Annotated in this window: 19 protein-coding genes; 11 read left to right on the forward strand and 8 right to left on the reverse strand. The window is 71.5% G+C overall.

Annotation, left to right across the window (positions count from 1 at the left end; translation table 11 throughout):
* Positions 1 to 89 precede the first annotated feature (89 nt).
* The 5 genes from J2853_RS11270 (at position 90) to J2853_RS11290 (ending at position 5,188) form a co-directional block, all read left to right on the forward strand.
* Positions 90 to 869, forward strand: a complete 780-nt coding sequence (locus tag J2853_RS11270; RefSeq protein ID WP_307557072.1) for an NAD(P)H-dependent oxidoreductase — start codon at positions 90 to 92, stop codon at positions 867 to 869.
* A gap of 379 nt (positions 870 to 1,248) precedes the next feature.
* Entirely contained in the window at positions 1,249 to 1,842 is a 594-nt protein-coding gene (sigK, locus tag J2853_RS11275; protein ID WP_307557074.1) for an ECF RNA polymerase sigma factor SigK, read from the forward strand.
* A complete protein-coding gene (locus J2853_RS11280; RefSeq protein WP_307557076.1) occupies positions 1,839 to 2,591 on the forward strand; it encodes an anti-sigma factor in 753 nt (250 codons plus the stop codon). Before sigK ends, J2853_RS11280 begins: the two co-directional genes overlap by 4 nt.
* A 213-nt stretch (positions 2,592 to 2,804) precedes the next feature.
* Complete coding sequence (locus J2853_RS11285; protein ID WP_307557078.1) at positions 2,805 to 4,490, forward strand: molybdopterin-dependent oxidoreductase; 1,686 nt, start codon at positions 2,805 to 2,807, stop codon at positions 4,488 to 4,490.
* 62 nt (positions 4,491 to 4,552) lie between these two features.
* On the forward strand, positions 4,553 to 5,188 hold the full coding sequence (locus J2853_RS11290; protein ID WP_307557080.1) for a fasciclin domain-containing protein: 636 nt from the start codon (positions 4,553 to 4,555) through the stop codon (positions 5,186 to 5,188).
* 85 nt (positions 5,189 to 5,273) lie between these two features.
* Here the strand turns inward: J2853_RS11290 and J2853_RS11295 are convergent, their stop codons facing one another.
* Positions 5,274 to 6,215 (reverse strand): AraC family transcriptional regulator, encoded by a 942-nt coding sequence (locus J2853_RS11295; protein ID WP_307557082.1) that lies wholly within the window; start codon positions 6,213 to 6,215, stop codon positions 5,274 to 5,276.
* A gap of 80 nt (positions 6,216 to 6,295) precedes the next feature.
* Between J2853_RS11295 and J2853_RS11300 the strand changes: the two genes are divergently transcribed.
* On the forward strand, positions 6,296 to 7,129 hold the full coding sequence (locus J2853_RS11300; RefSeq protein WP_307557084.1) for a Rossmann-fold NAD(P)-binding domain-containing protein: 834 nt from the start codon (positions 6,296 to 6,298) through the stop codon (positions 7,127 to 7,129).
* A gap of 259 nt (positions 7,130 to 7,388) precedes the next feature.
* Here J2853_RS11300 and J2853_RS11305 read toward each other — a convergent pair whose 3' ends face one another.
* A complete protein-coding gene (locus J2853_RS11305) occupies positions 7,389 to 8,585 on the reverse strand; it encodes an MFS transporter (protein ID WP_307557085.1) in 1,197 nt (398 codons plus the stop codon).
* A 79-nt stretch (positions 8,586 to 8,664) separates the two neighbouring features.
* Here J2853_RS11305 and J2853_RS11310 point away from each other — a divergent pair, with 79 nt between their 5' ends.
* Positions 8,665 to 9,054 (forward strand): MerR family transcriptional regulator, encoded by a 390-nt coding sequence (locus J2853_RS11310; protein ID WP_307557087.1) that lies wholly within the window; start codon positions 8,665 to 8,667, stop codon positions 9,052 to 9,054.
* A 189-nt stretch (positions 9,055 to 9,243) separates the two neighbouring features.
* Here the strand turns inward: J2853_RS11310 and J2853_RS11315 are convergent, their stop codons facing one another.
* The 6 genes from J2853_RS11315 to J2853_RS11340 form a co-directional block, all read right to left on the reverse strand.
* The gene (locus J2853_RS11315) at positions 9,244 to 10,500 is read right to left on the reverse strand and encodes a Gfo/Idh/MocA family protein (RefSeq protein ID WP_307557089.1); all 1,257 of its coding nucleotides are present in this window, start codon (positions 10,498 to 10,500) and stop codon (positions 9,244 to 9,246) included.
* Between the two features lie 13 nt (positions 10,501 to 10,513).
* Positions 10,514 to 11,494, reverse strand: coding sequence for an ABC transporter permease (locus J2853_RS11320; RefSeq protein WP_307557091.1), 981 nt, complete (start codon positions 11,492 to 11,494; stop codon positions 10,514 to 10,516).
* Positions 11,491 to 12,465: an ABC transporter permease gene (locus J2853_RS11325; protein ID WP_307557093.1), complete on the reverse strand. Its 975-nt coding sequence runs from the start codon at positions 12,463 to 12,465 to the stop codon at positions 11,491 to 11,493. The genes J2853_RS11320 and J2853_RS11325 overlap by 4 nt, the downstream gene beginning before the upstream one ends.
* Positions 12,462 to 14,030 carry a sugar ABC transporter ATP-binding protein gene (locus J2853_RS11330; protein WP_307557095.1) on the reverse strand — a complete coding sequence of 523 codons (1,569 nt, stop codon included), beginning with the start codon at positions 14,028 to 14,030 and terminating at the stop codon, positions 12,462 to 12,464. The genes J2853_RS11325 and J2853_RS11330 overlap by 4 nt, the downstream gene beginning before the upstream one ends.
* Positions 14,027 to 15,103 carry an ABC transporter substrate-binding protein gene (locus J2853_RS11335; protein WP_307557097.1) on the reverse strand — a complete coding sequence of 359 codons (1,077 nt, stop codon included), beginning with the start codon at positions 15,101 to 15,103 and terminating at the stop codon, positions 14,027 to 14,029. The genes J2853_RS11330 and J2853_RS11335 overlap by 4 nt, the downstream gene beginning before the upstream one ends.
* Positions 15,104 to 15,227: 124 nt before the next feature.
* On the reverse strand, positions 15,228 to 16,436 hold the full coding sequence (locus J2853_RS11340; RefSeq protein WP_307557099.1) for an ROK family transcriptional regulator: 1,209 nt from the start codon (positions 16,434 to 16,436) through the stop codon (positions 15,228 to 15,230).
* Between the two features lie 83 nt (positions 16,437 to 16,519).
* Between J2853_RS11340 and J2853_RS11345 the strand changes: the two genes are divergently transcribed.
* From J2853_RS11345 to J2853_RS11360, 4 genes are all read left to right on the forward strand, one after another.
* Complete coding sequence (locus J2853_RS11345) at positions 16,520 to 17,542, forward strand: ROK family protein (RefSeq protein ID WP_307568656.1); 1,023 nt, start codon at positions 16,520 to 16,522, stop codon at positions 17,540 to 17,542.
* Between the two features lie 161 nt (positions 17,543 to 17,703).
* Entirely contained in the window at positions 17,704 to 19,947 is a 2,244-nt protein-coding gene (locus tag J2853_RS11350) for a polysaccharide deacetylase family protein (protein ID WP_307557101.1), read from the forward strand.
* A gap of 177 nt (positions 19,948 to 20,124) precedes the next feature.
* Positions 20,125 to 22,254, forward strand: a complete 2,130-nt coding sequence (locus J2853_RS11355) for a PQQ-dependent sugar dehydrogenase (protein WP_307557103.1) — start codon at positions 20,125 to 20,127, stop codon at positions 22,252 to 22,254.
* Between the two features lie 171 nt (positions 22,255 to 22,425).
* Positions 22,426 to 23,463, forward strand: a complete 1,038-nt coding sequence (locus J2853_RS11360) for a 3-keto-disaccharide hydrolase (protein WP_307557105.1) — start codon at positions 22,426 to 22,428, stop codon at positions 23,461 to 23,463.
* Positions 23,464 to 23,594: the final 131 nt, after the last annotated feature.

Raw genomic sequence — 23,594 nt, forward strand, 5'->3', positions numbered from 1 at the left:
CAGGAAGTCCCGTCCGATGGAAGAGGCGTCCCTGAACGCCGGGCGCCGCGGCTCCCAGAATCGAAGGCATCCGATCCGAAGGAGTTCCCATGAAAACGCTGATCGTCTACGCCCACCCGGAGCCGAAGTCGCTCAACGGCTCACTGAAGGACCTCGCGGTGTCAACATTGGAGACCGCCGGGCACGAGGTACGGGTGAGCGATCTGTACGCGATGAACTGGAAGGCGGTCGTGGACGCCGCGGACTACGGCCCCGACGCCTCAAGTCCGCTGAAGGTCGCCCTGGACTCGGGCCGGGCCTTCGACGCCGGGACGCTCACCCCGGACGTCCTCGCCGAGCAGGAGAAGCTGCTGTGGGCCGACACGATCATCTTCCAGTTCCCGCTGTGGTGGTACACGATGCCCGCGATCCTCAAAGGCTGGGTTGACCGGGTGTTCACCTACCATTTCGCGTACGGCGTCGGCGAGCACAGCGACACCAGGTACGGCGAGCGCTTCGGCGAAGGCACCCTCGCGGGCAGGAAGGCTCTGCTGTCGGTGACCGCCGGCGGCCCGGAGTCGCATTACGCCGCTCGCGGGATCAACGGCCCCATCGACGATCTGCTGTTCCCGATCCACCACGGCATCCTCTATTACCCGGGCATCGAGGTGCTGCCGCCGTTCGTGCTGTACGGCACCGACCGGATGACCGGCGAGGACTACACGGACGTCGCCAAGGCCTGGGAGCAGCGCCTGCTCACTCTGGAGTCGACCGAGCCGATCGCGTTCCGGCGGCAGAACTTCGGTGACTACGAGATCCCCTCACTGCACCTGAAGGAGGGACTGGAGCCCGCGGGCCGTACGGGGTTCGGGCTGCACGTGCGCGGCTGACCGCCGGCGATGGACAGGACGCGGATGCCGGAGTGGGAGATCACCGGGGTCCACCCGGGCGACGCCGCCGCGGGAATCACCGCTGCGGCGTCGGCCGGCACCAATATGCTGACCGACGTGCACCGACGTGCACCGACGTGCTTCGAGCAGGCGTCACCCGTCTTCGGCCCGGCGGATCCGAGCCCCCGGACGAAGAGGATTTCAAGGCGGACCTGGAGGACCGATTCCGGGGGATCCTCGAGAAACGCCGCCGGCGGCACCGACCGGCCCGGCGAGCACCCGGGCTTTTGACCGATCCCGATGGCGGTGACCAATCCACACGCCGCACCGCTCCGAAAGAACGGTGGAACGCGTTTTGCGCGCACGGCAGGGAGAACGCATGGAGCCTCAACAGGTGCTGGGATTCGCGGAGGGCCACAATTTCGCCCACAGCGGGCTGGAAGACCTGCTTGAACACGTGGCGCGAGGAGATCGCGCCGCCTTCGCACGGGCCTACGACCTGATCGCCGGCCCCGTCTACGGGCTGGTCTTGCGTGTGTTGCGCGACCCCGCGCAGAGTGAAGAGGTCGCCCAAGAGGTCCTCCTCGAGGTGTGGCACAAAGCCTCCCGCTACGAACGCGTCCGCGGCTCGGCGATGGCCTGGGTCATGACGATCGCCCACCGCCGTGCCGTCGACCGCGTCCGCGCCGCCCAAACCGCCGTCGACCGCGAGGACCGCGTGGCCAGGCTGGAAGTACACCACCCTTTCGACGAGGTCGCCGAGTCGGTGCAGGGCCGCCTGGAACGCGAACGGCTGCGCCGCTGCCTCGACGGGCTCACCGAACTGCAGCGCCAATCCGTCACCTTCGCCTATTACGGCGGATACTCCTACCGTGAGGTCGCCGAACTGCTGAAGGTACCGCTGGGGACAGTGAAGACCCGAATGCGTGACGGGCTGATCCGCATGCGTGACTGCCTGGGGGTGGAACGATGAACGACGCAAAGAACGACCGCGACCCGCACACGCTGGCCGGCGCCTACGTCTTGGACGCCATCGACGTCCCCGCCGACCAGCTGCGCTTCGAAGAGCACCTGGGCCGCTGCGCCGAATGCGCCCAGGAGGTGCGCGGCTTGTCCGAGACCGCCGCCAGGCTCGGCCAGGCCACGGCCGCCGAGGCGCCGCCGGGACTGCGCGAGCGGGTGATGGCCCAGATCGGTCACGTCCGTCAGCTGCCGCCCGTCTTCGCGCATGCGCCCGGCGCGAAGAGCAGAGCCCGGTGGTGGCCCCGCCTGGCGGCGGGCCTGGCCGTCGCCGGCCTGGCCGCCGCCGTGCTGCTGGGCCTGGTCACCGTCCGCGCCCAGGACCAGCTGGAGCAGATCCAGCGACGCGACCGGCAGATCTCCGCCGTCCTGGCCGCACCCGACGCCCGCATCCTCACCGCGACCGCGCACCAGGGTGGCGCCGCCACCGTGGTGGTCTCCCGCGCCGAAGGCGAGCTGGTGTTCCTGTCCAGGGGGCTGGCCGCGCTGCCCGACAACAGCACCTACCAGCTGTGGCAGATCGGACCTGCGGGCATCCGCTCGGCCGCTCTGATGCGCCCCGACGACTTCGGACACACCCCGCCCATCGTCACCACCCGGGCCGGCGCTTCCACCCAGCTCGGCGTCACCGTCGAACCCGAAGGCGGCTCGACGCAGCCCACCACTCAGCCGCTGCTCCTGATTGATCTGCCCGCCGCCTGAACCACGACGGCAACACGACGCGGCCCACCCCGACAGGTTTTCCGGCGGGGCGGGCCGCGTGCTGTCAGCTGGGGCCGCCGCTCGTGCTCATGTCCGCGCCCACGCCGCCTTGCGCCAGGGCGAACATGAGATCGCCCGATACCGCGACCCCACGGGAAAAAATTTCCGCTGACCGCGACCAGTCCGATCGGTGAATCGCTCCGAAGACCCTGTGTGAGCATCACCAGACCAACCTCGGCCACGATCGTCGCCGCAGCCTGCGGGCTGCTGGCCGGCGCGGCCTCGCTGGGGTCGGCCGAGCTGGCCGCGGCGCTGTGGCGACCGCAGTCCGGGCCGCTACCGGCCGTGGGATCGGCGTTCATCGACCTGACCCCCGGCTGGTTGAAGGACTTCGCCATCCGTACCTTCGGGGAGAACGACAAACCGGTCTTGCTGCTGGGCCTGATGGCGGCCGTCGCCGCTCTGGCCGCCGTCGCGGGGATCTCCGCACCTCGCCATCCCCGCCCCGCCGTCGCGACCCTGGTCGGCCTGGGAGTGGTCGCCGCCCTGGCCGCCCGGGGGCGGCCGGGCGCCGGCGCGCTGGACGCGGCGCCGTCCCTGCTGGCCGCCGCCGTCGGTGCGCTGACCCTGCTGCTCCTGCGCCGCGCGTGGCTGCGAGCCTTCACCGCACCCCGCCCGGCACACCGGCCGGCCGGCGGCCCTACCCCGGCTACCGGAGCCCGCACCCAGCCGGCCCTTCCTCCGGAAACGGACCGAGCGGAAACAGACCGCGCGGGGACGGGGACAGACCGCGTGGAGACGGGGCCGGCCACTCAGGCTCAGACGCCCCGCGCCGCCGATCGCCGCACGTTGCTGCTGACCGGGGCCGCGACCTTGGGCCTGGCCACCTTCAGCGGCGGTGCCGGGCGGGTGATCACCGGTGCCCGAGACAGCGCCGCCGGCGGTGCCGGCCTGGTGCTGCCCCGCCCGGCCGACCCCGCCGCGCCGCTGCCCTCCGGCAGCGACCTGCGCATCGCCGGGCTCAGCCCCTACACCACGCCCACCGCCGACTTCTACCGCGTCGACACCGCTCTGATCATCCCTCGCGTGCCGCACCGCGACTGGCGGCTGCGCATCCATGGCCTGGTCGACCGGCCCGTCGAGCTCACCTTCGACGACCTGCTCGCCCGCCCGCTGGCTGAGCGCGACATCACCTTGACGTGCGTGTCCAACGAGGTCGGCGGCCCCTACGCCGGCCACGCCCGCTGGCTGGGCGTCGACCTGGCCGCGCTGCTGCGCCAGGCCGGAGTGCGATCGGGAGCCGATCAGATCCTGTCGCGCTCGGCCGACGGCTGGACCTGCGCCACTCCCGTCGAAACCGTCCTGGACGGCCGCGACGCGCTCCTGGCCGTCGGCATGAACGGCCAGGTACTGCCTCCCGTGCATGGCTTTCCCGCCCGCATGATCGTGCCCGGCCTGTATGGGTACGTCTCGGCCACCAAGTGGGTCACCGACCTCAAACTCACCCGCTTCGCCGACGAGCCGGCCTACTGGACGGTGCGCGGCTGGGCCGAGCGGGCCCCCATCAAGACCGCCTCGCGCATCGACGTGCCCAAGGCGTTCGCCCGGCTGCCCGCCGGACGCCTGACCGTCGCCGGTGTGGCCTGGGCCCAGCACCGCGGCGTCGACGCCGTGGAGGTCCGCATCGACGGCGGACCCTGGCACCAGGCCCGCCTGGCGCCCTCGGCCAACGCCGACACCTGGCGCCAATGGCACCTCGACTGGCAGGTCGCCCCCGGTGAGCACCGCCTGGAGGTGCGCGCCACCGACGCCACCGGCCACACCCAGCCCTCCCAGCGCGTGACGCCCTTCCCCGACGGCGCCACCGGCTGGCACTCCGTCGTGGTGACGGTCCGATGACCACCACGACGAACGTTCCTCAACAGCTCACCACCCATCGAACACCAGCGAAGGAAACGATCATGAACATGCGCCTCATCACACTGCCGGCCCTGGCGGCCGCACTGGCCATGACCGCCGCGTGCAGCGGCACCGGCGGCGACACCGCCGCCGACGTCGCCGCCCCGGCCACCTCCCAACCCCCCGCCTCGACCGGTACCGAGCCCAGCGAGCCGACGGCCTCGCCCATGCCGTTCGGCGCGGCCTGCTCGGCCGTACCCGTCTCCGGAGAGGGCAGCTTCACCGGCATGGCCGACGACCCGGTGGCCACCGCGGCCTCCAACAACCCGGTCCTGTCGACGCTGGTCGCCGCGGTCACAAAGGCCGGCCTGGTCGACACGCTCAACTCCGCCGAAGACATCACCGTGTTCGCCCCCACCGACGACGCCTTCGCCAAGATTCCCAAGGAGACGCTGGACAAGGTGCTGGCCGACAAGAAGATGCTCACCTCCATCCTCACCTACCACGTCGTCTCGGGCCGTAAGACGCCCACCGACCTGGAAAACGGCAGCTTCACCACCCTGCAGGGCGGCAAGGTGACCACCAGCGGCTCCGGAGAGGACTACAAGGCAGACGACGCCACCGTCGTCTGCGGCAATGTGTCCACCCGCAACGCCACCGTCTACCTCGTCGACACCGTGCTGATGCCCAAGAGCTGATCCGCAGGGCCGATCACGATGCCCGCCGTACCGCCGACGCATACAGGCGGTACGGCGGGTGCCGTGTTCGTTGACGGCGCCCGGATCACCGCGCCGGCGTGGCGCTGCGATGCTCCTGCGGGCTGATGCCGTACACCCGCTTGAACGCCGAGCTGAGGGCGAACCCGCTGCCGTAGCCGACCTGCCGGGCGACGGCGTTCAGCGTGGTGTCGGATTGGCGCAGCAGGTCGGCGGCCAGGGCCAGGCGCCACTCGGTCAGGTAGGTCATCGGCGGCGTGCCGACGGCGTTGCGGAAGCACTCGGCCAGCGTCGCCCGTGACACGCCGATCTCGGCGGCGACCCGCGCCAGAGTCCAGTCGTTCGCCGGGTCCTCGTGGAACAGGCGCAGTGCCTCGCCGGCCACCGGGTGGGTGTGGGCTCGGTACCAGGCCGGGGACTCGGCCTCGGGCCGGTCGAACCACACCCGCAGCACCGAGATGAGCAGCAGGTCGAGCAGGCGGTCGAGCACGACGCCCTGGGCCGGCCCCTGTTCGGTGACCTCCCGGGCCAGCACCGGGAGGAGCGTCGAGTCCCAGGTGTCTTCGGACACGACCAGCAGCGGCGGCAGCACGTCGAGCAGGCGCTGGCCGACGGCGCCGACCTCCTCGTACACGCCGAGCAGCAGCTGCACCGACCCGTCGGGGTTGCTGCCCCACGTGCGCACCCCCAGCGCCATCCGCTCGCGCAGATCGACGCCCTCGGGCGTGACGCATCGCTGGCCGGGGTGCACGATGACCTGCGGCGGGGTCGCGGTGTCGTCGCTCATCACGTAGGGGGCCGGCCCACGGATGATGGCGACGTCGCCCGGGCGCAGCCGTACCGGCTCGCCGTGGTCGGGCTCGACGCACGCTTCGCCGCCGAGCATGACGGCGAGGCACAGCGGCGACCCGTCCTGGACCCGGATCGACCATGGGGGATCCAGCACGATGCGGAGGAGGAAGGCGCCGCTGGCTCGCGGTCCCTCAAGTAACCCTGCGAGTGCGTCCACCTCTCAAGAGTAGACGATTGAATATGCATTCCGGCATTTCAGCCATGGAACATCCAGATGGTGTCGTTCAGGCTGGAGACATGACACCAAACGAGCACACGACGTTGGTCCTCGGTGGTACCGGCCGGGTCGGCCGCCGGGTGACCCGGAGGCTGATCGAGCGAGGCGTCAACGTGCGGGTCGGCTCCCGCACCGGCGAGCCCCCGTTCGACTGGGAGGACCCCTCAACCTGGGCCGGCGCCGTCGCCGGCGTCAAGTCGGCCTACCTGATGTACTACCCCGAGGTCGAGTGGCCCGGCGCCGGTGACGCCATCGCCGCCGTGGCCCGGCTGGCGGTCGACGCCGGCGTCGACCGCCTGGTCCTGCTGTCGGCCCGCAACCAGGACGAGGCCGTCCGGTGCGAGGACGCCGTGACGAGCCTCCCGGTCGAGTGGACCATCGTCGCCCCGGCCTCGTTCAACCAGAACTTCGACGAGGGCGTGTTCCTGGAGCCGCTGCGCCACGGCGTGCTGGCCCTGCCCGCCGGCGACAACGCCGACCCGTTCATCGACGCCGGCGACATCGCCGACGTCGTGGTGGCGGCCCTCACCGAGGACGGCCACGTGGGCGAGCGCTACGAGCTGACGGGCCCCCGCCTGTGGACCTTCGCCGAAGGCGTCGCCGAGATCGCCCGGGCGACGGGCCGCGAGCTCCGCTACGTGCCGATCACCCGGGACCGGTTCGCCGACGCGATCGTCGACGACGGCGCCCCGCGCGAGTTCGCCGAGCCGCTGGCCACGCTCATCTCCGAGTTCTTCGACGGCCGGAACAGCTCGCTGGCCGACGGCGTCGAGCGTGCCCTGAACCGCAAGCCCCGCGACTTCGCGGACTGGGTGGCCGAGATCGCCCCCACCGGCGTGTGGGACGCCGCCTAGATGAGTGATTCCAAGGGGTGCCTGGTCTGAGCCTGCGCGGTGGACGCGGCGGCCGTCCACCTCAAGCTGGGGGGTTCGGGCCCGACCTCCCATGCGCGGGTCTTCCCGTCCACCGGGTTCAGGCTGCCGGCGACGGTACGGATCAGCACCTCATCGGCTCCCGGAGCGGGCTGGGGAACCTCCCGGACGGATGGGACTTCGGGCCCGCCGTGGCCGGCCGTGCACGGCGACCTCCTTGGCGGGGCGAACGGACGGGGAATCAGGCGGCGGCGGAGGTGGAGACCTCGGGTCCGGCGTCCTGCGCCGACGTCCGTGTCCGGGGCAGGACGAGATAGGTGAGGGCCAGTCCGATCAGGCTCAGCACCGCGCCCGCCAGGCCGGTCCAGCGCAGAGCGCCGACGGCGACGATCGCGCCGCCGATGACCGAGCCGGCTGCGGCGCCCAGGTTGAAGGCGCCCACATTGACAGAGACGGCCAGGGTCGGAGCGGCGCCCGCGTGGTGCAGGATCAGTCCCTGCAGCGGGGCGATGGTCGCGGTGGCGAGCAGGCCGAGCACCAGGACCGCGGCCACGGCGGTGGGTTGCCACACCGCGGCGAACGGAATGAGCAGGAGCGTCCCCGTCAGCCCGCCGAAGACCCCGCGTACGGTCGCGCTCATCGATTTGTCGGTCAGCTTTCCGGCGGTGAGGTTGCCGAGGAAACTGCCCGCGCCGTAGGCGAGCAGCAGACCGGAGACCGCCGCGGCGGAGAAGCCGGAGACGCGGGTCAGCAGCGGGGCGATGTAGGTGAACACCGTGGCGACCCCGGAGAAGCCCACCGCGGTGGTGGCGATGGCGAGCATGACCGGCCGACGCGTCACCACGCGTATCTCGTCACGCAGTCGCGTGGCCGGCGCCTCCTGCCGGGGCAGCACCGCGGCCAGGAGAACGGTGCCCGCCACGGCAAGAGCGGTCAGCACAGCGAACGGTGCCCGCCATCCGGCACTCTGCCCGAGCAGCGCCCCCAGGGGCACCCCGAGGAGCGTGGCCACGGTGAAGCCGGAGGCGACGGTGGCAATGGCCGAGCCCGCCTTCTCGGCCGGGACCACCCGGGTCGCCGTCACCAGCGCCAGGGCCAGGAAAGCGGCGTGGCTGAGCGAGGACACCACACGGCCCACCAGGAGCAGGCCGAACGAAGGCGCCACGGCGCTGATCGCGCTGCCTGCCGCGAACAGCGCCATCAGGCCGACGGCGAGCCCCTTGCGCGGCAGACGCGCGGTCAGCGGGGCCATGACGGGCCCTCCGACCACCACTCCGAGCGCGTACGCGGTCACCGCTTGTCCAGCGGTTCCCACGGAGACGTCCAGATCAGCTCCGACCTGGGGCAGCAGCCCGGCGATCAGGTACTCCGAGGTACCCACGACGAAGACGCTCGCGCACAATGCCGCGAGCGTCGCGAAACCCTTGTTCACGTTCATGCCGCAGACGCTAAAGTCTCATATCAATATGAGAGTCAAGTCGAGCGGGCAAGGCCCGCGCGGCCGTCAGGAGGTTCTTGTGCGTATCGGTGAGCTGTCCCGGCGGACCGGCGTGGCCGTGTACCTTCTGCGCTACTACGAGGAACAGGGCCTGCTCCACCCGCAGCGGCGCCCCAGCGGTTACCGGGAATACGTCGAAGAGGACGTTGCCGTCGTCCGCCGCATCCGCAGCCTCCTGGCCGCCGGCCTGAACACCTCGACGATCACCACGGTCCTGCCGTGCCTGCGGGACGCCGGCGACCGTCTCGTCCCCACCTGCTCAGACCTGCTCGCCGACCTCCACCGGGAGCGCGACCGCATCGCTCAGATCATCACCGACCTTCAGACCTCCATGAACGCGCTCGATGACGTCATCGCCGCGGCCCCGGCCGACGTCACTCGCCGGGCACCGGCCTCACTCGGCGCATGAACGAAGCGGTTCTCACACGGGCTCGGGGAAGGGCTGGTCGAAGTAGCGGTACTGGCCACCGCCGAACCGGTAACGCCCCATGTCGACCGTGGAGCGGAACCGATCGGTCTCGTCATACAGTCCGGCCAGGCCGGCGCATTCGGCGGGCGTGAGCAGCCCCGGCGGCAGGGCACACCCGTACTCGTCCGGTCACGCCGGACCGGGCTGCCACGTCCCCTGCGCCACCCGCGGCACGAACGCGTCCAGGCCGGTCACCGGGAAGCGCACCGTCTCACCCGTCTCGGCGGACAGGTAAGCGGCCATCATCAGCTCGCTGACCTCGACGCCGTGCCTCAGGTTCTCTCGCGGCTGCCGCCGGGCGAGGAAGTCCGTGGCCACCGCCCGGTTCTCCGTCGTGTACCCGTAGGTCAATGCCTCGTCGGACACAATCGGCAGCAGGCCCTGCTCCGCGCCCTGCTTCTCGACCAGGTCCTCGCCCTCGGGGGAGCGGATCTCACGGCTGAGGAACAGCTGCGCCTCGGTGTTCAGCGTGCTGGCGCTCATCGAGTACTCCGGCCCGAGCAGCTCGAACGTCAGCCGCAGCCCGGGCCCGACGTAGTTCCACGACGTGGTCGCCTCGACGACCGCCACGTCGCCGTCGCCGTTGCGGAACGTGACGGTCGCATGGGCGTAGTCCTCGGCCGGCTGCCGAGTGTAGTCGACGGCACCGCCGAACCGCTCGGCCAGCTGCGCGGCGTGCCGTTTGCGCGACCACTTCAGTGAGGCGATCTGCGCACTCACCGACACCGGAGTGAGCCAGGTCGACTGGTCCACGCCGGGCGGTGTCAGCAGGTACCGGCCGGCCTCGATCGAGTGGCACATCATGTCGCTGAGCACGCCGCCGCCCTGCCGCGTCCCGTCCCAGAACCAGGCGGCGTGCGGGCCGCTGTGCTCCTCGGCGCACCGGGCGAGGTACGGCGTCCCGGCCAGCGCGGCGCCCCGGGCCCAGAGCAGCTCGTGGCCCCGGGTGACGGCGGGCGCGTACACCTGGTTCTCCAGGTACGCGTGCAGCAGCCCGGCGCCCTCGACCAGCTCCAGCACCCGGCGGGCCTCGGCGAGGTTACGGCCGAGCGGCTTCTCGACGGCGACGCCGATGAGGGACGCGCGCCCGGACGTGACCTCGTCGGCGATGGTCTCGATGACGGCCGGCCGGGCGTGGTTCGGCGCCACCACCCAGACGGCGTCGACCCGCGGGTCGCGGACCAGCTCGCGCAGGTCGGTGTAGGCACGCGCGTCTCCGACCCGCAGTTCGCGGCAGCGGTCGGCCAGCGCCTGCGCGCTCTCGGCCCGCGGACTCTGGACGGCGACGATGTCGGCGTCGCGGACGCCGGTCCACGAGGTGACGTGGAAGTTCGCCATGAATCCGGCGCCGACGATGCCGACTCCGAGCCGTTCGCTGTTCTCCATCGTGGAAGGATCCCTAACTCCGAAGGCGTCGCTGCCGCCCGTAGAGCGACAGCAGGACGAGCAGGACGACGCCGTTGACGACGGTGCGCCCGGCGCCGCCGATGTCCAGCGTGGTGAGCAGACTTTGCAGGACGGTCAGCACGACGGCGCCGACCGCGGTGCCGGCGTAGCCGCCGATGCCGCCGGCCAGCAGCGTCCCGCCGATGACGACGGCCGCCACCGACGGCAGCATGTACTGGTCGGCGAGGTCGAGGAAGACCGACTCGGTGTACCCGAGCAGCAGGATGCCGGCCAGCCCGGCGAACGTCGCGGACAGCACGTACGCCAGGATCAGCGTGCGGTCGACCCGGACGCCGGTCAGCTTCGCGGCGATCCGGTTGGACCCGACGGCGAACAGGTTCCAGCCGAACGTGGTGCGGCGCAGCAGCCAGACGGCGAGCAGGCCGAGCAGCAGCCACAGGAACAGCAGCCCGGGCAGGTCGAGGATCACGCGGCCGTTGACCAGCGACGTGAGCGCCGGCGCCGCCCGGCCGCTGGCCTGCCCGCCGGTGTAGGCGAGGATCAGCCCCTGCACCACGCCGATCATGCCCAGCGTCATGACGAACGGCGGGATCCGCAGCAGCGTGATGCCCAGCCCGTTGACCAGCCCGATCGCCGCGGCGACCAGCAGCGCCAGGGCCACGGCCGGCACGATGTCGCCGTCGTCGCCGTCCATCACCCGCGACCCGATGATGGCCGCGAACGTCGCCACCTTGCCGACGGACAGGTCGACGCCGCCGCCACCGGCGATGATCACGATGGTCTGGCCGATCGCGATGACGCCGAGGAACGCCGCCACCCGCATGAGGTTGACCAGCTGGCCGTACTCGGCGAACCCGGGCGAGACGATCTCGCCGACGATCACCAGGACGACGGCGACCGCGCCGGCCAGCGCCACCGGCCCGGGACGCCAGGCGAGGACCCGCCGAGGCGCCTCCACGGTCGGCGCGCTCATGCCGTCGGCCTCCTCTTCTGCAACGCCGGGATGCCGGCCAGGGCCAATGCGAGGATGATCACGGCGCCGTTGACCAGCTGCCGGTACGTCGTCGGTACGTCGGCGAAGAACACGATGTTCGTGACCAGCGCGAGGACGATGGCGCCGAGGATCGACCCGCCCGCCCCACCGCGCCCGCCCGCCAGCGCCGTCCCGCCGATCACCACCGCGGCCACCGACGCGAGCGTCAGCTCGTTGCCGACGAACGGGTCGCCGGAGCCGGTGTTGGCCAGGATCGCCAGCGCCGACAGCGCCGCGAACAGCCCGCCCAGCACGTACGCCCAGACCCGCGTCCGGGTGACCGGTACCAGCGAGGCGTACGCGGCGTCGGCGTCGCCGCCGACGGCGTAGATGTGCCGCAGTAAGCGGTGCCGGCGCAGCACCCACCAGAGCAGCGCGAGCACGAGGATCGCCAGCAGCGCGATCGGCACCCCGAGCACAGCGTCGCGGTACGCCGTCGTGACCTCGAGCGGCACCGAGCCGCCGGGAGTCGGCAGCACCACCAGCGCCAGCCCGGAGAACACGAAGCTGGTCGCGAACGTCGCGACGATCGGCTGCAGCCGCAACAGCGCGACCACCAGCCCGTTCAGTGCGCCGCAGGCCAGCCCGACGCCCAGCGCGGCGGCCGCGGCCAGCGGGAACCGGTCCAGTTGCCCGTCGACGATCTGGACGGCGACGACGCTGGCCAGCGTGACCTGTGCGCCGAGTGAGAGGTCGAGGCCGCCGCTCAGCACCACGACGGTCTGCCCGACGGCGATCGCCACCAGCGGTACGAACGTCGCGAAATTCGAGGTCAGCGCGTAGCTGTTCCAGAAGTTCGGCTGCAGCGCCGAGTTGACGACGACGGCCGCCACCAGCATCGCGACCGTCGCGGCGCCGGACAGCTGGACGCCGGGCAGCCGGATCTCGCGCAGCCGGGCCGGGGTGTTCACAGCGACTCTCCCGGGGCGAGCCGCAGCGCGCTGGACACCAGCCGGGTCTCGGTGATCGCCTCCGCGCTCAGCTCCTCGGCGATGGCGCCCTCGAACAGCACCAGCACGCGGTCGCTCAGCTCGGTCAGCTCGCGGTTGTCGCTGGAGTTGAGGATGACGACGGCACCGTCGTCGGCCAGGCCGCGCACGATCGCGTAGATCTCCTCCTTCGCGGCGACGTCGACGCCCTTGGTGGGGTCGTCGAGCAGCACGACCCGCGGCCGGTCGAGCAGCCACTTGCCGATGACGACCTTCTGCTGGTTGCCGCCGGACAGGGTGGAAACCGGGTCGGCCAGCGAGCCGATCTTGATCTGCAGCCGCTCGACCATCGACCGGGCGGCGCGACGCTCGGCCGCGGCGCCGAGCGCGAGCCTCACCCGGGCCCGGCGGTGCATGCTGGCCAGCGAGAGGTTCTCCTGGATCGGCCGGTGCGCGAACATGCCCTGACGGCCGCGGTCGCCGGGCACCAGGGCGATGCCCGCGCGGGCGGCCCTGGCCGGCGAGGTCAGCGGCAGCGGCCGGCCGTCCAGCAGAGCCTCGCCCGCGGTGACCCGGGCGGCGCCGAACAGCGCGAGCAGCAGCTCGGACTGGCCTTGCCCCTGCAGCCCGCCGAGCCCCAGCACCTCGCCGGCGCGGACGGTGAAGCCGACGTCGCGCAGCTGGTCGGTGGTGAGTCCGCGCACCTCGAGAGTCGCCGCGGCCGACGCCGCCGTGCGGCCCGCGATCGCGTCGGCCGGCGCATCCGCCGTCGCGACGGCCGGCGCTCCCGCGGGGCGGGGCGTCCGGTGCGGCGTGTCGCCGACCATGAGCCGGACCAGTTCGTCCTCGCTGGTGGCCGCCAGGTCGACGGTGCCGACGGTGCGGCCGTTACGGAGCACCGTGGCGCGGTCGCAGAGCGCGAACACCTCGTCCAGCCGGTGCGACGTGAACACCACCAGCACGCCGGCCGCGCGCAGCTCGCGGACCACGTCGAACAGCACCTCGACCTGCTCCTTGTGCAGGGACGCGGTGGCCTCGTCGAGCACGAGGATCCGGGGCTTGCGGGCCAGCGCCTTCGAGACCTCGACGATCTGCTGCTCGCCGGGGCCGAGCGAGCCGGCCGGCCGGTCCAGTGGCAGCCGGCCGGAGAACGCGGCGGAGAACCGTTCCAGCGCGGCGACGGCGCGGTCGCGGGCGGCGCGGTGGTCGAGGAACCCCCACAGGCGAGCCGGCTCCAGCCCGAGCACCACGTTCTGTGTCACCGTCAGGTCGCCGACGATGCTCAGCTGCTGGTAGACGGCGGCGACGCCGAGTGCGTGCGCGTCGCGCGGGCCGCCGATGCGCGCCTTCGCACCGTCGATCCGGATCTCGCCGGAGTCCGGGACGACGGTGCCGGCCAGTGACTTGTCCAGCGTGCTCTTTCCAGAGCCGTTCGGGCCGAGCAGGGCGTGCACCTCACCGCGCACCGCGGTGAGGCTCGCCCCGTCGAGCGCCTGGACGCCGCCGTACCGCTTGCGGACGCCGGTCATCTCCAGCAGTGTGCTCACTGGAAGTATTCCGCTGCCTCGTCGCGGGTCAGCGAACCGTCCAGGCTGTACGCGTTGCCCTCGCCGCCGGCCTCGCCCCAGTACCGGTCGAAGTTGGTCTCGTCGACGGTGTAGGGGATCGGGATGGTGGCGGTGTTGCCGTTGATCTTGCCGGGGGCGAACTTCTTGCCCTCAAGCACGTTGACGGCCACGTGCAACGCGGAGACGGCGCCGCCGGGCGGGTTCACGACGCCGATGCTCTCGAAGTCGTCGGCCCGGGCCTCGTTCCACAGCCGCATGAAGCCGACCCGGGCCTCGCCGGAGATCTTGATCTGGTTCACGCGGCCGGCCGCCTGGACGGCGCGGAACACGCCCTCGGCCATGCCGTCCTGTGACCAGACGCCGTCGAGGTCGGGGTAGGTGGCCAGCAGGTTCGTCATCACCTGTTGCCCGGTGGCCTGGTCCCAGTTGCCGTCGGCGACGGTGAGCACCTTGACGCCGGCCTTGGCGAAGACGTCCTTGGCGGCGTTCCAGCGCATCTCGTTGGCCGGGTGGCCGGCGACGCCGTTGACGACGGCGATGTTGCCGCCCTTGCCGACCTGCTTGGCCAGCCAGTCAGCGGAGATGCGGGCCCACTCGGCCTGGTCGATGACGACGTTCGTGACGTCCTTTGAGGTGACCGCCTGATCGATGGCGAACACCTTGACGCCCTGCTGGGTCGCCTCGCGGAAGACCGCGTCCAGGGCGGTCTCGGAGTTCGGGTTGACGATGATCGCGTCGACGTCGCGGTTGATGAGATTGCGGATCTGCTGGATCTGGCCGTTGACGTCGGTGTCGGCGCTCTCGACGACCAGCTCGTCGACGACGCCCTCCTTCTTGTACTCGGCGAACGCCGCCTCCACCCCCTTGACCATCTGGGTGCGCCACTCGCTGCCGACGAAGCCGTTGCTCAGCCCGATGGTGTAGGGCTTGCCATCGGCCGCGCCGCTGCTGCCGCCGCTGCCGCCGCCGTCGTTCGAGCTGCAGGCCGCCAGGAGCACGGCCACGACGCCGGCCGCGGCGCCGGCGCGCCATCCTCGACTCGGTCTCGGCATCAGGACCACACTCCTTCTCGACGACTTTTCATCCACCGCGAGTAATAAGTGGCCCAATGGTGCCCCACGGCCGGGGGTGCCGTCTACCGTTCGCGGCGACCTTTCCGGCGCGAACGGATCGCTGTCAGCGGGTGGCCTGGACGTAGGCGGAGTCGCTCACCAGACGCGCGGCCAGCTCGGCGGCGCCGACGATCACGGCGTCGTCGCCCAGCGCGGACGCGGCCAGCCGCGGCACGTGCGGGATCCGGCCGACGAGCCGGTCGCGCAGGCCGGGTGTGATGAGATCGGCCGCGCCGCCCATCTCGCCGCCGACGATGACCAGCTCCGGGTCCAGCACCGTGCACAGGTTGGCGACGGCCAGCGCGACGTAGTCGAGCGTCTCCTCCAGCAGCGCCCCCGCCTCGACGCTGCCGCCCCTGACCAGGTTGAACACGTCGGCGGCGGTGAGCGGCCGGTCCGCAGGGGCGGCGATGCCGCGCTCGCGGGCCTGCCGGGTCAGCCCGGCCGACCCGACCCGGCTCTCCAGGTCGCCGAAGCCGGGGAAGAACCGGGCCAGCGAGGAACGTTCCAGCAGCATGTAGCCGATCTCGCCGGCCGCCGCACGTGAGCCGCGGTGCAGCCGGCCCCCGGTGATGATGCCGACGCCGATGCCGGTGCCCAGCACGACGGCGACGAGGTCCTGGACGCCCTGGCCGGCGCCGCGGTGGTGCTCACCGACGGCCAGCAGGTTGGCGTCGTTCTCGACCACGATGGGGAGTCTGGTGCGGTCGTGCAGCAGCGAGCCGACCGGCACCTCGCGCCAGTCGAGTGCGGGCGCCCAGGTCACGCGCCCGTCGGCGCCGTCGACGACGCCCGGGACGGCGACCCCCACGGCCTGGCTGGGCTGGCCCCGCTCGCCGGCGGCGGTGCCCAGTTCGGTGACGACGGAGAGCGCCTCCTCCAGGCGGATGATCGCCCGGTCGGTGGCGTGCAGCACGTCGGGGACCACGGGGCGCTGTACCCGGTGGACGATGGTTCCGTCGAAGTCGACCAGCGCGCCCTCGGTGCGGGTGGCGCCCACGTGGACCACCGACACGAGGTGCGCCCGGCCGCTGTAGCGCAGCAGGATCGACGGCCGCCCGCCGGTGGACGGCTGGTGCCCGTCGACGATGACCAGGCCCTTGTGCAGCAACTGTCCGGCCAGCCGGTTCACGGTGGCGGCGCTGAGGCCGGTGCGGGCGCCGATCTCCTGCCGCGACAGCGGCCCGTGCTGCCGCAGCACGTCGAGGATCGCGGTCTGGTTCACCCGCGAGACGGTGCCGGCGTTGGCCGTCGAGGAGGTCGGACCGGACATGGCTGCTCCCTCTGGGGTTTTCTATCAGGCTGATACTGTATCCATCCCCAACGCGTTCGAGACTGGAGACGCCGCCCGTGGTGATGCCCGGAACCGACCGTACCGGCCTGGCCGGCCCGCTGCGCCGGGCGCTCGCCGAGGCCGGCTGGCTGCCGTCGAGTGGTGCCGAGCCGGCCCTGCCCGATCAGGTGTTCCGGGGAGACGCGGCCGAGCCGGTGGTGGGCGTCGACCTGGGCGGCACCAAGCTGCACGCGGTGCTCTACGACCCCGCCCGGCACCGGCTGCTGGATCGCGTCGAGCGCACCGATCCGCGTGGCGGAACGGCCGTGACCAGCCAGATCGCCCAGTTGGTGGCGTCGCTGACGGCGGCCGCGGGCAGCGCGGGACGGCCGCGGGTGGCCGTCGGCTGTCCCGGCGCCCCGGATCCGGTCACCGGCGCCGTCGGGCACGCGCCCAACATCCCGGGCTGGGACCGGATGAACGTTCCCGCCGACCTCGAGGCCCGCCTGGGTACTCGGCCCCTGGTGCACAACGACGCGAACCTGGCAGCCTGGGGCGAGCACGTCTGGCAGCCGGGCGGCGGCGGTGAGCTCGCGTTCGTCGCGGTCGGGACCGGGGTCGGGCTCGGCCTGGTGCTGGGTGGCCGGATGCACGCGGGCAGCCGCGGGCTGGCGGGCGAGGTGGCCGACCTGCCGTTCGGCGCGGACCCGTTCGACCGGGCCAACCTGGTGCACGGACCACTGGAGCAGCAGGTCAGCGGCGGTGGCATCGAGCGTCGCTACCATGAGCTGGCCGGCCTGCGGCGTCCGGCGCCGGAGGTGTTCGCGGCCGCGGCAGGCGGTGACGGCGCGGCCGCGCAGGTGCTGGACGAACTGGGCCGGCTGCTGGCGCTGGCGATCCGGGCGATCCGGGCGATCGTCGATCCCGCGACGTTCGTGCTGGGCGGCGGGATCGGCTCGCGGCCGGAGACACTGGCCGCCACCCGGCGCTGGCTGACCGTCACCGAGGGCGAGTCACTGCAGGTCAGGGCCAGCACGTTCGGGACCCGCGCGGCGGTCGCCGGAGCGCTGGCCGCCGCACTCGAGTCTAACCGGTCGAAAGTTTAGGATCACCGCGACAAGAAAGTTTCTCCCTTTCTGCCCGTGAGGGGTTCCGATGATGATCCGTCGAAGGTACCTTCACAGAAATCAGCGGTCTGCTCGGCGTTTCGATTCGTGCTGAGCAGATCTCTCGATTGGCACACCCTCGACCCCCCGAAGGAGTGGCCATGGCCAGGACTGTGACAGGACGATTGGCGACGGCGGGAGCGCTGGCGGTGGTGATCGCCGGCTCACTGATGGGGACGGCGATGGCCGCGCCCCGCGCGGACCCGTCAGACGGATCACCCGGAGCGGCGGCGGCCGACGCCTGCCCGGCCGGCTGGTCCACCGAGACCACGATCCGGTTCGGCCCGAAGCGCGTCGACACCGGCATCCCCAACCCCGGACGCGACGACGGCTGCACCCTGCTCGACGTCATCTGGCAAGAGGAGCCGTTCGCCACCCACGGCCGATTCGTCGCCACCGTCGTGCGTGCCACCCGCGAGTTCCGCGGTCTCGGCCTGCTCGACGCGAGAGAGGCGGCCACCATCCGCTCGGCCGCCGCCCGCTCGGCCGTCGGTGGCCCGGCCGACGACTCGGTTCCGAACACCTGCACCGATCGCGTGGCGCTGACGTTCGACGACGGCCCCTCGTTCTACCGCGCCCAGACGCTGGCGATCCTGCGCGAGAAGCAGGTCACCGCGACATTCTTCGACGTGGGCATGCGCATCGACGCCAACCCGCGGCTTCCGGCGTTCGAGCGGCGCGAGGGTCACCTCGTGCTCAACCACACCTACGAGCACCCCAACCTCAATCAGGTCACCGTGCCGAGGCTCCAGACCGAGATGCGGACCACCGAGGAGGCGCTGGACCGGGCCGGCGTCAAGCGGCCGTTCGTCGGCATGCGTCCGCCGTTCCTCGCGGCGAACGCGCCGGTCCGGGCCGAGCTTGAGCGGCTGGGCTTCACGGTCATCAGCGGCGACATCGACGCGGCGGACTGGCTGCCGGACCGGCCGGCCGAACAGTTGCGGGCCGACATCGCCGATGGCATCGCCGAGGGACGGCGGAACATCTTCCTGCACGACGGCCCCATCGACACCGTCGCCGGGCCGGAGCTGATGAAGGCGCTACCGCTGATCATCGACGACATCCGGGCGGCCGGGCTGTGTTTCGGCACGTTCGACAGCACCGGCGCGATCGTCGCCGACCGGTACGTCTCAAGCGGTGAGCCGATCCCGTCCGTCGTCAACGCGGTGCCGTACCTGCCGCTGGCGTTCGGCGGCGGGCTGCCGCCGGAGCCGTATGAGATCATCACGCCGACGCCGGTCACCCCGGCCGCGACGACGGCCGTAGCCTCGGTCGCGACGAAAGCCTCGGTCGCGACGAAAGCCTCGGCTGCGAGCGCCGCGAGCGCCGCGAGCGCCGCGGCCGACGAGTGCCCGAACGGCTGGTCATCAGAGGAGACGGTCTGGTTCGGCCCGCCGCGCGTCGACACCGGCATCGCCAACCCCGGGGGCCCCGACGGCTGCACCCTGCTGGACCGCGTCTGGGAGCGGGAGCCGTTCACCACCCACGGCGCCTTCGTGTCCGCCGCTCGCGCGGCCGCCGACGAGTTCGTCGCCGCCGGCCTGCTCAGTAGCCGGGACCGGGCCCGCGTCGTCTCGGCCGCCGCCCGCACCCGCGTCGGCGGCCCGCGCGACACGTCCGTCCCGAACACCTGCGACCGCCGGCTGGCCATCCAGTTCGACGACGGCCCGTCCCACTACCGGACCGAGACGCTGCGGATCCTCCGCGAGAAGCAGGTGACCGGCGTGTTCATGGACACCGGCACCCGGGTCGAGGCGAACCCGCACTTCGCCCGGTTCCAGCTGGCCGAGGGGCACGAGCTGCTCAACCACACCTACAGTCACGCGAACCTCAATCAGGTGCTGGCCGGCGAGGGTCCCGACGGCGTCCGCCGCGAGATCCAGGCCGCGGAGGCCGCGTTCGCCGCGGTCGGTGCCCCGATCTCGTTCCGGGGCATCCGCCCGCCGTTCGGCGCCGCGAACGCGCAGGTACGGCAGATCATCGCGGACATGGGCTACACGGACTACATGACCCGCATCGGCACCGACGACTGGCTGCCTGAGCGCACGCCGCAGGAGATCAGCGACGCGATCGTCGAGCAGCTGTACCCGGGCGCGATCATCTCGCTGCACGACGGCCCGTACGACACCACTGCCGGCCCGGGCACGAACGGGGGACTGGCGCTGCTCATCGACGCGGCCCGCGAGCGAGGCTACTGCTTCGGCACCGTCGACCGCCACGGCGGCGTGGTGGCGGACCGGTTGATCCCGACGGGCAAGCCGATCCCGGTGGTCGAGAACCCGGTGCCGTATGCGCCGCTGGTCTCCTCGGGTGAACCACCGAAGCCGTACGTGATCCTCGACTGACTCAGGAGGTGGGCCCCCCGGTCGGCTCGGCTGAGGCATCGGGGATTCAGCGAAACGATTCCGTCGACATTTCTTTCATCGAGCGACCGGACCGTCATCGCCTCCCTGCCGTCGCCGCGGCATGGGTGGCGGTCCGGCCACCCATTTTGACGCCCTCCGACCAAGGAGAAGCATCACATGAACGGTAGCGCAAAGAGGACCCTGCTGGCGGGGGCGGCAGCCGCCGCCGTCCTGGCGGGGCTCCTGACGGCACCATCGATCGCGGTCGCGCAGGACGATTCGGCGCCGCCCGACTCCGCCTTCCAGAAGGTGACGCTCAACGACACGCCCGGCGAACCCGTCGACCTCGCGGTCCTGCCGGACAGCCGGGTTCTGCACACCACGCGCGACGGAACGGTGTGGATGCACGACCCGGCCACCGGCCTCAACACGAAGGCCGCCGAACTCGACGTGTACGAGCACGACGAGGAAGGCCTGCAGAGCATCGCGCTCGACCCGGACTTCGGCAAGAAGAACACCTGGGTCTACCTGTACTACTCCCCGCCGATGGACACCCCCGTCGACGACCCGTCGACGCCCGACGTGAACGAGGGCGACGCCCCCAACACGGGCACGGCGGCGGACTGGGAGCGCTTCGAGGGCGTGATCCGGCTCTCCCGCTTCCAGTTCACGAAGAACAAGATCGACCTGGGGAGCGAGCAGCAGATCCTCGACGTCCCGGTCGACCGGGGCATCTGCTGCCACGTCGGCGGCGACATCGTCTTCGACGCCGCGGGCAACCTCTACCTGTCGACCGGTGACGACACCAACCCGTTCTCCTCCGACGGCTACACCCCGATCGACGAGCGGCCGGACCGTAACCCGTCCTACGACGCCCAGCGCAGCTCCGGCAACACCAACGACCTGCGCGGCAAGGTCCTGCGGATCCATCCGAAGAACGGCGGTGGCTACACCGTCCCCAAGGGCAACCTGTTCGCGCCCGGCACCGCGAAGACCCGGCCCGAGATCTACGCGATGGGACTGCGCAACCCCTTCCGCATCGAGATCAACCGCAAGAACGGCGACCTGTACGTCGCGGATTACTCGCCCGACGCCGACGAGGCCAGCCCCGCCCGGGGGCCCGCCGGATACGGTAAGTGGGCGATCGTCCGCAAGCCGGCCAACTACGGATGGCCGTACTGCGCGACCGCGGAACTGCCCTACGTGGACTACGACTTCGGCACCGGCGCGTCCGGAGCCCCCTTCGACTGCGCGGCACCGGTGAACGAGTCCCCGCACAACACCGGCCTGCGCAAACTGCCGCCGGTCCAGCAGCCGGACGTGTGGTACCCCTACAGCAGCTCCGCGGAGTTCCCCGAGCTCGGCACGGGCGGCATCGGCCCGATGGCGGGCCCCGTGTACCACTTCGACAAGAAGGCGACGCACGGCCGCACCCCGAGGGCCTGGCCGAAGTACTTCGACGGGGCGCCCCTGTTCTACGAGTGGACGCGCGACTACACGAAGGCCTTCCGCCTGAACAGGGACGGCAAGCTCTCGAAGATCGAGTCGGTCCTGCCGTCGATCACGTTCGACAACGGCATGGACATGGAGTTCGGCCCTGACGGCGCCCTCTACGTCCTTGAGTACGGCGACGGTTACTTCGCCGAGAACCCCGACGCGCAGTTGGCCCGCATCGACTACATCGGCCAGGGCGGCAACCACTCGCCGACCCCGAAGGCGTCGGCCGACAAGATCAACGGCGTCGCCCCGCTCACCGTGACGTTCTCGAGCGAGGGCACCGTGGACGCCGACGGAGACCGGCTCCGTTACGAGTGGGATTTCGACGCCGACGGCAGGGTGGACTCGCGGCAGGCCAACCCCACGTTCACGTACAAGGAGAACGGCCTCTACCGGGCGACCCTGAAGGTGACCGACGTGGGCGGTCCTCAGCGCGGCCGCTCGGCGGCGACCTCCGTCGAGATCGTGGTCGGGAACGCGGCGCCGGTCGTGGAACTCGTCCAGCCGGTCGAGGGGCAGACGTTCCACTTCGGCGACGTCGTGCACTACGAGGTGCGGGTGACCGATGACCAGGCGGTCGACTGCTCCCGCGTCCAGGTGACCTACATCCTCGGCCACGACCAGCACGGGCACCCGCAGACGACCGCGAACGGATGCACCGGCTCCATCACGACCACCGTGCCGTCGGGGCACGACCCGGAGACCGACGATCTCAGCGGTGTCTTCGCCGCCACGTACACCGACGCGGGCGCCGACGGCCTGCCGGCCCTGACCGGTACCGATGAAGTGGTGCTGCAGCCGGCCGACTGAGGCACCGGGAACGGCGGCCGGGACGGACACGTCGCGCTGGTGCGAGCACCCGCGGCCTGTCCGTCCCGGCGGCCCTCTCCGCCTCGCGGTGCCGTCGGAACCGCGAGGCGGACGCAACCCGCCAGAGGCCGTCGTGGCCCGGACCTGTTCAACTGAAGGGGGAATCCTGTCATGCGTAGAAGTAAGAAGTCGGCGGCCTTCACCGGCGGCCTGCTCGCCGCCGCCGTCGCGGGAAGCCTCGTGGCACCCCCGGCGATCGCGGCGGAGGCGTCGTGCGCCGCTCCCGACGCCAGGCCGACAGTCCGGTTCCTGGACGCCGACAGCGGTGTGGCGAACAGGGTCGCCAAGGGTGGCTGCACGATCAACGACCTGATCGACGACGAGAGCGCGTGGAACAACCACGGCAGGTTCGTCAGCCATGTGGGACAGGTCACGCGCACCCTCGCCGGCTCCGGGGTGATCAGCGCCCGGGAGCGCTCGACGCTCGTCAAGACCGCTGCCCGGTCCGGCATCGGGCGCTCCAACGGCCCTCGGCCATACAAGGTGATCTTCGACGGGTCACAGGCGTCCTTCGACGCCTGGGGATACGTCGGCGGCCGCGGCTTCACCCGCCGCGACGACGGCTCCATGGTGACGGTGAACTCACCCACGGGCGGTGGCCTGGGGCTGCTCTGGTACAAGGCGGAGCAGTTCGGAGACTTCTCGCTGCGCCTCCAGTTCCGCGACGAGCGAGCCGGGAGCGCGCGGTCGAACAGCGGCGTGTTCGTGCGGTTCCCCGGTGTCGACCCCGCCGCCAACCCCGAGTGCGAGACGAACGACCCGGCATGGGTCTCGGTCAACTGCGGCCATGAGATCCAGATCAACGACTCCCCGGAGAGCGGCGGCAACGACCCCCGCAAGACAGGGTCCGTGTACGGCTTCGCCGACCTCACCCTCGCCCAGGCCCGGCCTACCGACAAGAACGTCTGGAACGACCTCGAGATTCGCGTGGCCGGCCAACGCTACACGGTGATCCGTAACGGCGAGATCGTCAACGAGTTCGAGAACGTCCCCGGCATCCCGTTCCCGGGGCGTCCGACAGACCCCGGCACGAGCGGGCGGCAGTTCGAGCGGGGCCACATCGGGCTGCAGAACCATGACGGCGGCTCGGTCTTCGCGTTCCGCAACGTCCGGGTGCGGGACCTGTCGAACGTGGAATGCGGTCGCTAGGAATCCGGAGACGGGCGGCGCTTCGTGTTTTCTTACGGCGTCGCGCCGCCCGCGAACCGGCTTCGGACGGCCGCCGCGCCGACCACGCTCGTGGGCTGGGGCCTGGCCCTCCGGCGACTTCTCGGCCCCAT

Origin of the sequence: Streptosporangium lutulentum (assembly GCF_030811455.1) — a bacterium.
In the GTDB taxonomy this organism is placed as follows: Bacteria; Actinomycetota; Actinomycetes; order Streptosporangiales; family Streptosporangiaceae; genus Streptosporangium; species Streptosporangium lutulentum.

Bases quoted from the DNA above. Each gene is read 5' to 3' on its own strand.
- J2853_RS11345 (WP_307568656.1), top strand. From the start codon at position 16,520: ATGCCCGGAACCGACCGTACCGGCCTGGCCGGCCCGCTGCGCCGGGCG.
- J2853_RS11290 (WP_307557080.1), top strand. From the start codon at position 4,553: ATGAACATGCGCCTCATCACACTGCCGGCCCTGGCGGCCGCACTGGCC.
- J2853_RS11335 (WP_307557097.1), bottom strand. From the start codon at position 15,103: ATGCCGAGACCGAGTCGAGGATGGCGCGCCGGCGCCGCGGCCGGCGTC.
- J2853_RS11360 (WP_307557105.1), top strand. From the start codon at position 22,426: ATGCGTAGAAGTAAGAAGTCGGCGGCCTTCACCGGCGGCCTGCTCGCC.
- J2853_RS11355 (WP_307557103.1), top strand. From the start codon at position 20,125: ATGAACGGTAGCGCAAAGAGGACCCTGCTGGCGGGGGCGGCAGCCGCC.
- J2853_RS11305 (WP_307557085.1), bottom strand. From the start codon at position 8,585: ATGAACGTGAACAAGGGTTTCGCGACGCTCGCGGCATTGTGCGCGAGC.
- J2853_RS11315 (WP_307557089.1), bottom strand. From the start codon at position 10,500: ATGGAGAACAGCGAACGGCTCGGAGTCGGCATCGTCGGCGCCGGATTC.
- J2853_RS11270 (WP_307557072.1), top strand. From the start codon at position 90: ATGAAAACGCTGATCGTCTACGCCCACCCGGAGCCGAAGTCGCTCAAC.
- J2853_RS11320 (WP_307557091.1), bottom strand. From the start codon at position 11,494: ATGAGCGCGCCGACCGTGGAGGCGCCTCGGCGGGTCCTCGCCTGGCGT.
- J2853_RS11280 (WP_307557076.1), top strand. From the start codon at position 1,839: ATGAACGACGCAAAGAACGACCGCGACCCGCACACGCTGGCCGGCGCC.
- J2853_RS11340 (WP_307557099.1), bottom strand. From the start codon at position 16,436: ATGTCCGGTCCGACCTCCTCGACGGCCAACGCCGGCACCGTCTCGCGG.
- sigK (WP_307557074.1), top strand. From the start codon at position 1,249: ATGGAGCCTCAACAGGTGCTGGGATTCGCGGAGGGCCACAATTTCGCC.
- J2853_RS11350 (WP_307557101.1), top strand. From the start codon at position 17,704: ATGGCCAGGACTGTGACAGGACGATTGGCGACGGCGGGAGCGCTGGCG.
- J2853_RS11300 (WP_307557084.1), top strand. From the start codon at position 6,296: ATGACACCAAACGAGCACACGACGTTGGTCCTCGGTGGTACCGGCCGG.